Here is a 14,461-nt window from a genome sequence, read left to right as displayed (position 1 = left end):
TACCAGGAGGAATGAATTTGCTGATCTCGGATTATATGACCACTAATTTTGTCAGCTGTACCGTGAAGGATACCTTAGAAGATGTGATTGAGGTATTTTTAAATACACATTCAAAGATGCTGCCTGTTGTAGACATGAATGGGTTATTGATCGGAATCATTACAAAGAATAAAATTTTTCACCTATTAGTAAATAAATTTTCATTTAAAACACCTATTACAGCGTTCTATATTGAACAACCAGTATTTTTAAAAGATACAGATTCCCTTAGCGAAGCAAGAGCTCATCTGTTAAATCATAATGTTGGACACGCTCCAGTAGTAAACTCTGAAATGAAGCCAGTTGGCTTGCTTTCAACACAGGAGCTGTTGGACTCCTATAACATCGTTTATAATCAATTCACATCTGTTATTGACTTTGCCTATGATGCAATGATTGTTCTTAATAAAAATGCAGAAATAACAATGGTAAATAAAAGCTTCACCGATCTGTTTCAGCTAAGCAGCAAAGAAGTCCTTTCTAAATCTACATCTGAGTTATTCCCTGAATTAGATATTGAAACGATTTTGAAGCGAGGGACGAATATTAGTAATACGCCACAAATAATAAATGGTACCCAATGCCTTATTTCTATTACGTTAATTAGAGAAAATGGTGAATTAAACAGCGCTATTTGCAAAATTTCTTTCCGAGGACTAACAAACCTTTTGGAAGCGTTGACAAAAGTAAAAAGATTAGAAAAGCAAGTATCTGCTTATAGAGATGAAATTCATAAAAGCAAAGGAACAAAATATACATTACATGATATCACAGGGGAATCTAAAGCGATTCAAAAAGTTAAGAATGAGGCGTTGCTTGCTTCGAAAAGTATTTCTACCGTTTTAATAACTGGTGAAAGCGGTACTGGAAAAGAGCTGTTAGCCCAGGGGATCCATGCAGCTTCCAATCAGACAGGAAGATTTGTTGGAGTAAACTGTGCAGCAATACCGCCAGAATTGCTGGAATCGGAGTTTTTTGGTTATGAAGGCGGCGCATTTACAGGCGCAAAACCAGGCGGCAGGAAAGGTAAGTTTGAACTGGCCCAAAATGGAACAATCTTTTTGGATGAAATTGGAGATATGCCTCTTCCTTTGCAGGCAAAATTGCTTCGAGTTTTACAAGAAAAAGAATTCCAGCCAATTGGCAGCGAAAAAACCATTCATTTAAATACCAGAATCATAGCTGCCACAAATCAGGACTTAGAAAAATTAAATCGGAATGGTAAATTTAGAGAAGATTTATATTATCGTTTAAATATTATGAATCTCAAGATGCCTCCCCTGCGTGAAAGAATAGAAGATATACCAGAAATCGCAAATGATATTATCAATCATTTGAACCGGAGCGGTTTTTTTATCAAAGGCGTAACACACTCCGCTTTAGTGAGATTAATGGAGTATTCATGGCCCGGCAATGTGAGGGAGCTGCAAAATATGATTGAAAGAGCAGCGAATATACGATCCGGTGATTACATTGATGTGGATGACATTCCTTCTATTTTTAGAAATACGGAGGAGACATCATCCTCCTTAGAAAAAGGGATATATAATTTTAAAAAACGAATTAATATCACCGAAAAAGAAACCATTCTAGAAGCTTTACGAGAAACGGCAGGGAATAAAACCAGGGCGAGTGAATTGCTTGGTATAAGTAGACCCTGGCTATATAAAAAGATGAAGGAATATGGAATCTATTGATAGAAAAGCTGGAAGACTACTTCCTGGCTATCTAATGATTAAATAACAGATTTTAACTTTGGATAGCTGAACGGTTTCCATTCTCTTTTCTATTTTTCTGAGAAAAGATGAACCTTTTCAAATTTTATTTCCCCACTAAAAAAGAACAGTTAGAAAATATCTGTTCTTTTTTGATTGGAATAAGAATTATATTGTTAAACGATTAGTTATTCTCTGCCATCTGCTTTGTAAATAATCTATACTCCTTCTCACGCCTCCCCCATACCAAAACCTAGTAAAAGCAAATAAACAAGTGCTCCCGTTAAGATGAGAGAAATTATCAATCCAAATACGGCAACAACCTTTTTTTCATTCTTTTTAAAAAGAGCAGCTACACTTAAGATGATTGATAACGGAGCGCCAATAAATTGGGCAAGGAGGATAATTTGAGCTAATACTAATGGTTCTATATCAGCCACGGCAAACAATAATAGAAATAACAGTATAGGCAGCCCGAGTGATAGATAACTGATCCAAGAATACTTTTTCATCAAGAAAGCCTCCATTCTTCGTAAAGCCTGATAGATATTTCACAGAACAGCTAATTTAATTAAAGGAATATTATTCAAATTATTTTAACACAAAGCTGCTGATATAATCATGACTATTTTATTTACGTGCCCACAATCGCAAAAACAGGGCTTATCACTCCAAATAACATGGTGATAAGCCCTGGCTGCTATTTAATGATTGTATTGACCTGAATAAGCTCCGGCTTTGCCCCCAGCACTAACAGAAATACTTGTGAATAGGAAACTTGTTCTAAACGCTGCAGGATAGACAGCAATTTTTCAAAATCCTTTTGTTCTTTTAATAAATTCACTTCTTTCTGATAAAGGTGTATAACAGACTCCCGAATAAAAGGAGGTTTGGTTGCTTCTTCATTTCTTACTAATAGTTCCCCTAAATATTTATAAGGAATCTGCAACTGTCTAGTCAGACTCACGATATGCTGTAAATGCTCATACAATTCTCTGTAATCCCTTTGAAGCTGGTCAAGCTCTTCCTCTATTTGATATAAACTATTTATATTAACAAACATAGATATCTCCTCTTTCCCATGGTTTTTCCAAACCAATAATTTGTGTCAGCTCTTTACTGTGTTCTCTTCGCTTCCGGCGCATCGCTGCCCGCTTTTCGCCAGATTCATATAAGAATTTTTCTTCTGCTGATTCCGGTACAATGGGTGCTACTTTCACAGCCTTTTTGTTGCTGTCCAGGGCAACAAAGGTAAGAAAAGCAGTGGCAGCAATTTTTCTCTCCCCTGTAATCATATCCTCGGCAATCACCTTACAAAAAATCTCCATCGATGTATTGCCTGTATAGGAAACAAAGGATTCAATACATACCGAATCAGACTGACGAATCGGATGAAGAAAATCAATTGAGTCCGTAGAGGCTGTGACACATTCCTTCACTCTCGCATGCCTTCTTGCAGAAAGCGTGGCATTATTATCTAATTTCTTCATCAATACACCTCCAAAGAGGGTATTGTAATTATTTAAATCATTGATTAGCACTTGATCCGTACTAACTACTCTGCTTTCATTTGGGTGTTTATAACTGTTCATATTTCAACTGTTCCCTTCCTTAATAAAATTGCTTTATTTTTACTCTATACTTATCTTAAATCCTATCGTTCTATAATAAAAATAGTAATTCTTTATTTGAATTATAGATGAAATCTATGGAAACGCCATATTTAATTATTTTTTGCCATCTTTAAACATCAATTCTTCCTGCATAAACTTCAGCCACTCTTTGGTAACAAAGGAGGTATAGCTATTCTTCTTCCAAATAATTGCTAATTGCCATAAAATCGAAGGATCCGCAATTTCAATACTGACAACGTCTTCCTTTAGCGTGTCAATAATACTTGCCGGGAGAATACTTACCCCAAGGCTTGCCGTAATCATCTGTTCGATAAAGTACCACTGTGAGCTCTCCGCAATCACCTTAGGAATAAAACCAGCAGTCTTACACGCCTCTGTTATACGATCATTTAAGATGAAATCTTCACTAAATAAAATAAAGTCATCATCTTTTAATTCAATAAGACTTACTTTCTCCCTCTCGGCAAATTTATGAGAGCGCGGAACCACCAATTTCAACTGCTCCTCAAGCAGAAAAAATTGATGAAAGGTATCCGTATCTGTCGGCAGCACCGTAATACCGACATCGACCTCATCATTAATGATGCTCTCTTCAATCCGCTTACTGCCACTTTCTAATAATTCAAAGCTGATATCCGGATAGCTCTCATGAAACTCTCCAAGCGTGTGAATAAACAGCTTTACATTCATAATCGGAGGCAGCCCTATTTTAATATGCCCCTGCTTCATTCCTAACAAATTATTCATTTCTGTCGGAAGATTTTCATATAACCGGACAATTTCTCTTGCCTGCTGTAAAAACGCTTTTCCCGCATCAGTAAGCACCATTTGCCGTTTATGACGGTCAAATAATTCCATTCCTAATTCTGCTTCTAGATCCCGTAAAAGCTTACTAATCGTAGGCTGTGAAATATACAGCTTTTCTGATGCCTTAGTCATGCTGCCAGTTTTGACGATTTCTATAAAATAAATCATGTGTTTTAGTTCCATTGTTTTGCCTCTTTCTTGATTAAGGTAGTTATTTTAAGTTTACCATTTTAAGGGTTAAGATAACCATTCAAGTATTGTGGATAGCTGATGAATTGGGTGGAAGGCAATTTTTCTAGTTTTGTTGTAGAAGCCATTTCTTTGGTTATATTGCTATTGTTAGCGACGAAATCTTTTACAAACAAAAACACGCTCTAACGTAACATTATTCTACGTTAGAGCGTGTTAAATATTTTAATTATCTCGCGAAAAAATTCTACATCAAATTCATATTTTATATAAATCCAATAAAGAGCGTCCCACTGTATAGTCTTTGTCGTTACTAATCCCTTTTATTCTTTTGGAAGCTCAATTTCGAAATCGAGTTCTTCGCCTAAATCATCGTAACTTTCCGAATCATATGGAGCAGAAAATACTAATCGAACAGATTCTACGTCTTCTGCTTCGGAATTTTCAAGCATGTAGTAGAAAGTATCGTTCGCTTTCGTTCCAGCCATCATTTCTCCGTCAATATGTCCGCTTAGCCACAAATCAGGCTCAATCTGCTCTCCCGTACTTGTAGCCATTCTACCTTGTCCAGCGTAGAAAGTAACATCATTATCCGAAGTGTTCTCTACGGAAACATCTACTTGAATATACTCGATATGATCCGTCTCCAGCATATCCGCTGTTTCTCCTTCAAAGCTAGCCTCAGCAGTAGCAATCTTATCAATCGTTAGAACAATTGGACCAGTTTCGAAAGTTTCGCCTTCTTCCCACATTCTATGTAGTGTGCGAGTACCGTCCTCTGTTTCTTCTGTTTCGCCCTGTTGTGGCGATTCCGAATCTTCCGTTTGCTCCTCTGTGTTACCTTTGTTTTCTTCTTCCGTGCTTTCTTCAGAATTTTGCGCGTCCTCTTCGCCTTCTGCTTCACTTCCACACGCAAAAAGAACCAATGATAGTAATAAGAATAATACCGTTAATAAAATCTTTTTCATTTACTAATTCCCCCCTATTTTTCTAAGCTCAATATGCTCACCCTTAACATACTACATTATTTCCAATAGAATGAAAAGATGTTTATTAAAGTCTATTTAAAATATTTTATCGCACTAATTCCTTTATGTGCTTTACATATCTACACGCACGATTTTAGTCGTGCCAAGGTATCTCGAAGTGCTTAAACCTAAATTTTATGCGGAATAGAAGTCGATTAAGCTTCGCCAAACTCCTAACCACTTCGCAAGATTTCCACCTTCACGACACATTCTCGCATTCTTTGAAACGTCAATGTAAATCCCCTGTAAAATTATCCGCCGATATGTTACGCTAACCCCAACGTAAAATTTACCATTAATGGAAAAGGAGTTCGATCGGGTGACGAAAAAAAAGACAACTAAAGAGGAGATGGCGAAGGCCAAAGAAGAATTAAGTAAAATCAAAGACGAGTGGCAAAGATTACCGAAGAACGGAAAAATAGGCACGATTGTTGTAGCTGCTGTTATCGTCATCGCTATTTTTGTTTTTATCTTCGGAAATAACGAATTGGATAATCCCGTAAATAATACAGCTTCGAATAATAATTCAAATGGCGAATCCGTTGAACCTGCGGATGTTGCGGAAGAAAAGGATACTGTAGACGTAGAAAGCCTCCCTATTGCCGAATACATAGTTAAAACTGACAATCACGTAGAAGCTGCAGAATTATCCAATGAGGGAATTCTAACTATATTACTTGATGCGAGCAGTTCATTTAGCCCTAAGTCTGTAGCTAGTACATACGTATATTGGTCTTTCGAGGCAATTAACAAATCATTCCAATCCGATGAAGTGAGCGAAGTTAGCATAGTTATTCAAGCCCCTCTAATAGATAACCAAGGAAACGAAGAAGTCAACGAAGTCATTACCTACGCTTATACAAGGAACGATTTTAACGATTTAGATTACGACAATTTCCTGCGGTTAGCTAGTGGACAAGAATGGAGAATTCTAAATGAAGCATATGCTTACTTTGTCCACCCAGCTGTATTTAACGAGGTTGACTTCGATTACCAAAATAACCTGTCTAACAGAAATTCAAAAGTTCCATTAGTAGAGGAATAATACGTAACACTATGATTAATAATATATAAGGCGTTCTTGTTTGCTATAATCGCTTCGAGAACGCCTTTTGAATTTTGTTTCTTCTACATAGCTACCTCTAAACCTATCCAGGCATTTCCGACCATTCGATTTCTTTACTTCTTCAAATATGCTGTCAAACTATGTAATTCTTCTATAAAAATTTCCGTTGATACGGTACGATTTATTTAATGTAAAATTTACCACCAACGGAAAATGGGGTACGATTGAATGACGAAAGAAAAAAATAAAAAGAAGATGAACCAGAATTGGGAGAAAAAATTCTTTATTATCTCAACCGCAATTATCTTTTTTATTACTATATCTGCTTTTATTTACGTAAATATTGATTCGGATAACCTTGGGAACAACATGGCTTCAAATAATGATTCGAATACGGAATCGGTACATACTCCGGAAGCTTCCCAGCAAGAAGAAGACGAAACTGAGTACGATTTTTTTCTAAATAAAGTAGGCGATTTTCTTATCTTTGACTTCGGAGATTTCACGCTTGAAATAAGAGCTGCGGAAATCGTCGAGAAAGAAGAATGACAATTTTACGGAAGACACATCGTTTATAGAAGCTGCTACATTCTTCGTCACACAAGGCGACAATGAACTAGACGAAGTTACCGGGGTTATGTCTGACCCAAGCAGTAATTATTATGTCGAAAATACTACGGATGGCGAAACACTAATTGAATTCGAATTTGCGCTAGAAAACCTCGAAGATGACGTCACAATTAACGTTGACCCAATGAGCGAGTATGAAGGTGTTTCATCTTATATATAATGGATATTAATTAAAATTATATAGAACGCATTAAAACGTCAATCTTAACGGATTGGCGTTTTTATTCAGCATAAATTCCCAGCATATTTACATTGATAAATGCTCATACTTAAGTTCTCGATAAGGTAGATCTTCGATAGAAAATGCCACTATAACCAAAGTAACTCAAGTCTCTCAGCAATAAATGTACAGTTTACCCATCGCCCATTACTCTCTGTGCGTTTAATTTAGCTAATCTAGTCGCTCAAAATCGATCCCAAAATAATGCGTATGCCAGGCTGTTCTCTACGAAAAAATCCCCGTTAAAACTGTATCTCAACAGCTTTAACGGGGATTAATGAATACCGAAGGTGGGACTCGAACCCACACGCTCGTGAAAGCATCGGATTTTGAGTCCGACGTGTCTGCCAATTCCACCACTTCGGCAAGTGTTTGGAGGCGGTAACCGGATTTGAACCGGTGATAAAGGTTTTGCAGACCTCTGCCTTACCACTTGGCTATACCGCCATTTATTCTAGAGCGGAAGACGGGATTCGAACCCGCGACCCCCACCTTGGCAAGGTGGTGTTCTACCACTGAACTACTTCCGCAAAAATGGCTGGGCCACCAGGATTCGAACCTGGGGTACACGGGATCAAAACCCGATGCCTTACCGCTTGGCTATGGCCCAACGATTCTATTATTGATTTATGTAGTATTAAATAAAAAAGGGGCGACCGGTGGGGATCGAACCCACGTGTGCCGGAGCCACAATCCGGTGCGTTAACCACTTCGCCACGACCGCCATATTGGCAGGGGTAGTAGGAATCGAACCCACATCAAAGGTTTTGGAGACCTTCGTTTTGCCGTTAAACTATACCCCTATGATATTTTATAAATGGTGGAGGGAGTAGGACTCGAACCTACGAACCCGATGGGAGCGGATTTACAGTCCGCCGCGTTTGGCCAACTTCGCTATCCCTCCACTAAATGAAAGGTGGCTCGGGACGGAATCGAACCGCCGACACAAGGATTTTCAGTCCTCTGCTCTACCGACTGAGCTACCAAGCCAAATCTTATTTCAAATGTTTAAGTGGCGGTCCGGACGGGACTCGAACCCGCGACCTCCTGCGTGACAGGCAGGCATTCTAACCAACTGAACTACCGGACCATTTTGGTTGCGGGGGTAGGATTTGAACCTACGACCTTTGGGTTATGAGCCCAACGAGCTGCCAGACTGCTCCACCCCGCGATATGAATTTAAGAACTTACATGGTGGAGGATGCAGGGCTCGAACCTGCGACCCCCTGCTTGTAAGGCAGGTGCTCTCCCAGCTGAGCTAATCCTCCATTTGGTGACCCGTACGGGATTCGAACCCGTGTTACCGCCGTGAAAGGGCGGTGTCTTAACCGCTTGACCAACGGGCCATGTAATAGTTTAAATGGCGGAGAGCGAGGGATTCGAACCCTCGAAGCCGCGATAGCGGCTTACACGATTTCCAATCGTGCTCCTTCGGCCTCTCGGACAGCTCTCCATATGGCTCCACAGGTAGGATTCGAACCTACGACCGATCGGTTAACAGCCGATTGCTCTACCACTGAGCTACTGTGGAATAATTCCATAATATTAAAGAAAGAAGTAATTCGCTTGTCCTTAAGGACTTCATAAGAGAATACTCTTGCCTGGCAACGTCCTACTCTCGCAGGGGGAATCCCCCAACTACCATTGGCGCTGAAGAACTTAACTTCTGTGTTCGGCATGGGAACAGGTGTGACCTCTTCGCTCTCGCCACCAGACAATGATTTAAAAATCAGTAACAATCAATATTATAATCGTTTTTGAGAAAAAATCAAGTACTAATTTTAAAAAATATGTAAGAATTTGCACCCTGAAAACTAAATAAGAGTAACGTGACATGAAAAAACTTAGATAAGTCCTCAATCGATTAGTATCCGTCAGCTGCACGTGTCGCCACGCTTCCACCTCGGACCTATCAACCTCATCGTCTCTGAGGGATTTTACTCACTTAAAGTGATGGGAAGTTTCATCTTGAGGGGGGCTTCATGCTTAGATGCTTTCAGCACTTATCCTTACCACACGTAGCTACCCAGCAATGCTCCTGGCGGAACAACTGGTACACCAGCGGTGTGTCCATCCCGGTCCTCTCGTACTAAGGACAGCTCCTCTCAAACTTCCAACGCCCACGACGGATAGGGACCGAACTGTCTCACGACGTTCTGAACCCAGCTCGCGTACCGCTTTAATGGGCGAACAGCCCAACCCTTGGGACCGACTACAGCCCCAGGATGCGATGAGCCGACATCGAGGTGCCAAACCTCCCCGTCGATGTGAACTCTTGGGGGAGATAAGCCTGTTATCCCCGGGGTAGCTTTTATCCGTTGAGCGATGGCCCTTCCATGCGGAACCACCGGATCACTAAGCCCGACTTTCGTCCCTGCTCGACTTGTAGGTCTCGCAGTCAAGCTCCCTTCTGCCTTTACACTCTTCGAATGATTTCCAACCATTCTGAGGGAACCTTTGGGCGCCTCCGTTACCTTTTAGGAGGCGACCGCCCCAGTCAAACTGCCCGCCTGACACTGTCTCCGAACCGGATTACGGTCCTGGGTTAGAATGGTCATACAGTTAGGGTGGTATCCCACGGATGCCTCCACGTAAGCTGGCGCTCACGCTTCAAAGGCTCCCACCTATCCTGTACAAACTGCACAAACATTCCATATCAGGCTACAGTAAAGCTCCACGGGGTCTTTCCGTCCTGTCGCGGGTAATGCGCATCTTCACGCATAGTATAATTTCACCGGGTCTCTCGTTGAGACAGTGCCCAAGTCGTTGCACCTTTCGTGCGGGTCGGAACTTACCCGACAAGGAATTTCGCTACCTTAGGACCGTTATAGTTACGGCCGCCGTTTACTGGGGCTTCGGTTCAAAGCTTCGCTCCGAAGAGCTAACTCTTCCCCTTAACCTTCCAGCACCGGGCAGGTGTCAGCCCCTATACTTCGCCTTTCGGCTTCGCAGAGACCTGTGTTTTTGCTAAACAGTCGCTTGGGCCTATTCACTGCGGCTCACTCACAAGTGAGCACCCCTTCTCCCGAAGTTACGGGGTCATTTTGCCGAGTTCCTTAACGAGAGTTCTCCCGCTCACCTTAGGATTCTCTCCTCGCCTACCTGTGTCGGTTTGCGGTACGGGCACCTATGATCTAACTAGAGGCTTTTCTTGGCAGTGTGAAATCAGGAACTTCGGTACTCTATTTCCCTCCCCGTCACAGCTCAGAATCATGTCAGACGGATTTGCCTGTCTGACTTCCTCGCATGCTTGGACGCACATCCATCGGTGCGCACTCCTTATCCTCCTGCGTCCCCCCATTGCTCAAACAATCATGAGGTGGTACAGGAATATCAACCTGTTGTCCATCGCCTACGCCTGTCGGCCTCGGCTTAGGTCCCGACTAACCCTGAGAGGACGAGCCTTCCTCAGGAAACCTTAGGCATTCGGTGAAAGAGATTCTCACTCTTTTTTCGCTACTCATACCGGCATTCTCACTTCAAAGCGCTCCACCAGTCCTCACGGTCTGACTTCACAGCACTTTGAACGCTCTCCTACCATTGTTCGTAAGAACAATCCGCAGCTTCGGTGATACGTTTAGCCCCGGTACATTTTCGGCGCAGCGTCACTCGACCAGTGAGCTATTACGCACTCTTTCAATGATGGCTGCTTCTAAGCCAACATCCTGGTTGTCTGTGCAACGCCACATCCTTTTCCACTTAACGTATACTTTGGGACCTTAGCTGGCGGTCTGGGCTGTTTCCCTTTCGACTATGAACCTTATCACCCATAGTCTGACTCCCAAGTGTAAGTAACTGGCATTCGGAGTTTGACTGAATTCGGTAACCCGGTAGGGGCCCCTAGTCCAATCAGTGCTCTACCTCCAGTACTCTCTATCTTGAGGCTAGCCCTAAAGCTATTTCGGAGAGAACCAGCTATCTCTGTGTTCGATTGGAATTTCACCGCTACCCACACCTCATCCCCGCATTTTTCAACATACGTGGGTTCGGGCCTCCAGTCAGTGTTACCTGACCTTCACCCTGGACATGGGTAGATCACACAGTTTCGGGTCTACGACCGCATACTCATTCGCCCTGTTCAGACTCGCTTTCGCTACGGCTCCGTGTCTTCCACTTAACCTTGCATACGATCGTAACTCGCCGGTCCATTCTACAAAAGGTACGCCGTCACCCATTAACGGGCTTCGACTACTTGTAGGCACACGGTTTCAGGTTCTATTTCACTCCCCTCCCGGGGTGCTTTTCACCTTTCCCTCACGGTACTGGTTCACTATCGGTCACTAGGGAGTATTTAGCCTTGGGAGATGGTCCTCCCGGATTCCGACGGAATTCCACGTGTTCCGCCGTACTCAGGATACACTCCGGAGGAAATTCTTTTTCGATTACAGGGCTGTTACCCTCTTTGGCTGACCTTTCCAGATCGATTCATCTAAAGAATTTCTTTGTCACTCCAATGGAATGTCCTACAACCCCAAGAAGCAAGCTTCTTGGTTTGGGCTCTTTCCGTTTCGCTCGCCGCTACTCAGGAAATCGATGTTTCTTTCTCTTCCTCCAGGTACTGAGATGTTTCAGTTCCCCGGGTCTGCCTCACCTATCCTATGTATTCAGATAGATGTACTGTTCCATTACGAACAGTGGGTTCCCCCATTCGGAAATCCTCGGATATAACGTTTACTTACAACTCCCCGAGGCATATCGGTGTTAGTCCCGTCCTTCATCGGCTCCTAGTGCCAAGGCATCCACCGTGCGCCCTTATTCACTTAACTAAAGTTTTTGAATAAGATGGCTGATTACAGAATGTAATCAGTTGTGTCGCTATATCAATAGCTTTTTTGCCTTATTTTTAAAGTTTGATGTCGTTGTTACTCTTATTTAGTTTTCAAGGTACAAGCTTCCTTTGAGAGAATTGCTCTCTCAAAACTGAACCAAACAACCACGTACGAATTCCGTTATATATCCTTAGAAAGGAGGTGATCCAGCCGCACCTTCCGATACGGCTACCTTGTTACGACTTCACCCCAATCATTCGTCCCACCTTCGGCGGCTGGCTCCAAAAGGTTACCTCACCGACTTCGGGTGTTACGAACTCTCGTGGTGTGACGGGCGGTGTGTACAAGACCCGGGAACGTATTCACCGCGGCATGCTGATCCGCGATTACTAGCGATTCCGGCTTCATGCAGGCGAGTTGCAGCCTGCAATCCGAACTGAGAACGGTTTTATGGGATTTGCTGGACCTCGCGGGTTCGCTTCCCTTTGTTCCGTCCATTGTAGCACGTGTGTAGCCCAGGTCATAAGGGGCATGATGATTTGACGTCATCCCCACCTTCCTCCGGTTTGTCACCGGCAGTCACCTTAGAGTGCCCAACTGAATGCTGGCAACTAAGATTAAGGGTTGCGCTCGTTGCGGGACTTAACCCAACATCTCACGACACGAGCTGACGACAACCATGCACCACCTGTCACTTTGTCCCCGAAGGGAAAACTCTATCTCTAGAGTGGTCAAAGGATGTCAAGACCTGGTAAGGTTCTTCGCGTTGCTTCGAATTAAACCACATGCTCCACCGCTTGTGCGGGTCCCCGTCAATTCTTTTGAGTTTCAGCCTTGCGGCCGTACTCCCCAGGCGGAGTGCTTAATGCGTTAACTTCAGCACTAAGGGGCGGAAACCCCCTAACACCTAGCACTCATCGTTTACGGCGTGGACTACCAGGGTATCTAATCCTGTTCGCTCCCCACGCTTTCGCTCCTCAGCGTCAGTTACAGACCAGAGAGTCGCCTTCGCCACTGGTGTTCCTCCACATCTCTACGCATTTCACCGCTACACGTGGAATTCCACTCTCCTCTTCTGCACTCAAGTCCTCCAGTTTCCAATGCACGTTTGCGGTTGAGCCGCAAGATTTCACATCAGACTTAAAGAACCGCCTGCGAGCGCTTTACGCCCAATAATTCCGGACAACGCTTGCCACCTACGTATTACCGCGGCTGCTGGCACGTAGTTAGCCGTGGCTTTCTGGTCGGGTACCGTCAAGGTACGATCAGTTACTATCATACTTGTTCTTCCCCGACAACAGAGTTTTACGATCCGAAAACCTTCATCACTCACGCGGCGTTGCTCCGTCAGACTTTCGTCCATTGCGGAAGATTCCCTACTGCTGCCTCCCGTAGGAGTCTGGGCCGTGTCTCAGTCCCAGTGTGGCCGATCACCCTCTCAGGTCGGCTACGCATCGTCGCCTTGGTGAGCCGTTACCTCACCAACTAGCTAATGCGCCGCAGGCCCATCTGTAAGTGACAGCAAAAGCCGCCTTTCAACTTTCCATCAGGTGATAGAAAGTGTTATCCGGTATTAGCTCGCGTTTCCGCGAGTTATCCCAGTCTTACAGGCAGGTTGCCTACGTGTTACTCACCCGTCCGCCGCTCGTTCCACGAACTTCCCTCCGAAGAGTTCCGTTCGCTTCCCGCGCTCGACTTGCATGTATTAGGCACGCCGCCAGCGTTCGTCCTGAGCCAAGATCAAACTCTCCATAAAAGTGTTTGAAACTTTAGCTTTCAGAAGTCAACTTCTGACTTATTTTTTAAGAAAAACGAGGTTGTCTTTCTTCTTTCGTACTGGTTGTTTTGTTCAGTTTTCAAAGAGCAATTTGTATTGCTTCGCTTCAAGCAGCGACTCTATTAATATAACATGAAAGCAATTTCGTTGTCAACGACTTTTTTTATTTCATGTTAGCTGAGCGCCCGCTCAAATCAGCAACGAAATTAACTTTACCATGCTGGAAATAGAAAGTCAACGATTATTTTAAAATTTATCCGAAGCGGATTTTAAAAATAGCTTCATATAGAGGAACTGTAAGTTTAACAAATGGTATATAACGAAACAAAACGTTGCCATATCAGCTTTCAGAGAGTTTACCTTACATATTACAGCAATGGAGAATATACTTCTTCTTTTTATTTCTTCATCCTTTTCTCTTTGCAGATGTTCCTTTATAAAGAAACAAATGGACAGAAAATAACTCCGTTCTTTTTAGCTTTTCTTCTTTTCATTTTAAAAAGTAGATGAAAAACAGTCCAAATTTTCTTTTTATCAAAAAACAAGTTACACTCTCTCCACACACTTCAAGCATAATTAGGAAAAAC

The 14,461-nt window shown here is 42.8% G+C and carries 8 protein-coding genes, 14 tRNA genes and 3 rRNA genes; 3 read left to right on the top strand and 22 right to left on the bottom strand.

Annotated elements, in window-relative coordinates; all coding sequences use genetic code 11:
- The first annotated feature begins 17 nt into the window (after nt 1-17).
- Nucleotides 18-1,736 (top strand): sigma 54-interacting transcriptional regulator, encoded by a 1,719-nt coding sequence (locus MKY65_RS09195; protein WP_339184158.1) that lies wholly within the window; start codon nt 18-20, stop codon nt 1,734-1,736.
- A gap of 248 nt (nt 1,737-1,984) precedes the next feature.
- On the opposite strand, the gene MKY65_RS09190 is transcribed toward MKY65_RS09195, so the two are convergent.
- The 5 genes from MKY65_RS09190 to MKY65_RS09170 form a co-directional block, all read right to left on the bottom strand.
- Nucleotides 1,985-2,266, bottom strand: coding sequence for a hypothetical protein (locus tag MKY65_RS09190; protein WP_339184156.1), 282 nt, complete (start codon nt 2,264-2,266; stop codon nt 1,985-1,987).
- Between the two features lie 188 nt (nt 2,267-2,454).
- Complete coding sequence (locus MKY65_RS09185) at nt 2,455-2,817, bottom strand: hypothetical protein (protein ID WP_339184153.1); 363 nt, start codon at nt 2,815-2,817, stop codon at nt 2,455-2,457.
- Nucleotides 2,807-3,346: an acyl-CoA thioesterase gene (locus tag MKY65_RS09180; RefSeq protein WP_332093608.1), complete on the bottom strand. Its 540-nt coding sequence runs from the start codon at nt 3,344-3,346 to the stop codon at nt 2,807-2,809. The genes MKY65_RS09185 and MKY65_RS09180 overlap by 11 nt, the downstream gene beginning before the upstream one ends.
- 135 nt (nt 3,347-3,481) lie before the next feature.
- Nucleotides 3,482-4,378: a LysR family transcriptional regulator gene (locus MKY65_RS09175; protein ID WP_339184151.1), complete on the bottom strand. Its 897-nt coding sequence runs from the start codon at nt 4,376-4,378 to the stop codon at nt 3,482-3,484.
- A 329-nt stretch (nt 4,379-4,707) separates the two neighbouring features.
- Complete coding sequence (locus tag MKY65_RS09170; protein WP_339184149.1) at nt 4,708-5,352, bottom strand: hypothetical protein; 645 nt, start codon at nt 5,350-5,352, stop codon at nt 4,708-4,710.
- Nucleotides 5,353-5,731: 379 nt separating this feature from the next.
- Here MKY65_RS09170 and MKY65_RS09165 point away from each other — a divergent pair, with 379 nt between their 5' ends.
- A complete protein-coding gene (locus MKY65_RS09165) occupies nt 5,732-6,457 on the top strand; it encodes a hypothetical protein (RefSeq protein ID WP_339184148.1) in 726 nt (241 codons plus the stop codon).
- A gap of 249 nt (nt 6,458-6,706) precedes the next feature.
- A complete protein-coding gene (locus tag MKY65_RS09160; protein ID WP_339184147.1) occupies nt 6,707-7,027 on the top strand; it encodes a hypothetical protein in 321 nt (106 codons plus the stop codon).
- 583 nt (nt 7,028-7,610) lie between these two features.
- Here the strand turns inward: MKY65_RS09160 and MKY65_RS09155 are convergent.
- From MKY65_RS09155 to MKY65_RS09075, 17 genes are all read right to left on the bottom strand, one after another.
- Nucleotides 7,611-7,694: transfer RNA gene (locus tag MKY65_RS09155), tRNA-Leu, on the bottom strand.
- 7 nt (nt 7,695-7,701) lie between these two features.
- Nucleotides 7,702-7,775 (bottom strand) — tRNA-Cys (locus tag MKY65_RS09150).
- An 11-nt stretch (nt 7,776-7,786) separates the two neighbouring features.
- Nucleotides 7,787-7,858 (bottom strand) — tRNA-Gly (locus MKY65_RS09145).
- Nucleotides 7,859-7,863: 5 nt separating this feature from the next.
- Nucleotides 7,864-7,938: transfer RNA gene (locus tag MKY65_RS09140), tRNA-Gln, on the bottom strand.
- Nucleotides 7,939-7,979: 41 nt separating this feature from the next.
- A tRNA-His gene (locus MKY65_RS09135) sits at nt 7,980-8,052 on the bottom strand.
- Between the two features lie 5 nt (nt 8,053-8,057).
- A tRNA-Trp gene (locus tag MKY65_RS09130) sits at nt 8,058-8,131 on the bottom strand.
- 15 nt (nt 8,132-8,146) lie between these two features.
- Nucleotides 8,147-8,232 (bottom strand) — tRNA-Tyr (locus MKY65_RS09125).
- 13 nt (nt 8,233-8,245) lie between these two features.
- Nucleotides 8,246-8,318: transfer RNA gene (locus MKY65_RS09120), tRNA-Phe, on the bottom strand.
- A 23-nt stretch (nt 8,319-8,341) separates the two neighbouring features.
- Nucleotides 8,342-8,418, bottom strand: a tRNA-Asp gene (locus tag MKY65_RS09115).
- A 4-nt stretch (nt 8,419-8,422) separates the two neighbouring features.
- Nucleotides 8,423-8,499 (bottom strand) — tRNA-Met (locus MKY65_RS09110).
- Between the two features lie 21 nt (nt 8,500-8,520).
- A tRNA-Val gene (locus tag MKY65_RS09105) sits at nt 8,521-8,596 on the bottom strand.
- A gap of 3 nt (nt 8,597-8,599) precedes the next feature.
- Nucleotides 8,600-8,674, bottom strand: a tRNA-Glu gene (locus MKY65_RS09100).
- A gap of 15 nt (nt 8,675-8,689) precedes the next feature.
- Nucleotides 8,690-8,781: transfer RNA gene (locus tag MKY65_RS09095), tRNA-Ser, on the bottom strand.
- Nucleotides 8,782-8,784: 3 nt separating this feature from the next.
- A tRNA-Asn gene (locus MKY65_RS09090) sits at nt 8,785-8,859 on the bottom strand.
- 68 nt (nt 8,860-8,927) lie between these two features.
- A 5S ribosomal RNA gene (gene rrf, locus MKY65_RS09085) occupies nt 8,928-9,043 on the bottom strand.
- Nucleotides 9,044-9,172: 129 nt separating this feature from the next.
- A 23S ribosomal RNA gene (locus MKY65_RS09080) occupies nt 9,173-12,094 on the bottom strand.
- A gap of 197 nt (nt 12,095-12,291) precedes the next feature.
- Nucleotides 12,292-13,853: ribosomal RNA gene (locus tag MKY65_RS09075) — 16S ribosomal RNA — on the bottom strand.
- The 16S, 23S and 5S rRNA genes sit together here with 14 tRNA genes alongside, the layout of an rRNA operon.
- Nucleotides 13,854-14,461: the final 608 nt, after the last annotated feature.

It is taken from the genome of Oceanobacillus sp. FSL W7-1293, from assembly GCF_037969815.1.
GTDB classification, from domain to species: Bacteria; Bacillota; Bacilli; order Bacillales; family Amphibacillaceae; genus Oceanobacillus; species Oceanobacillus oncorhynchi.
This window is presented reverse-complemented; position numbering and strand designations above follow the sequence as displayed.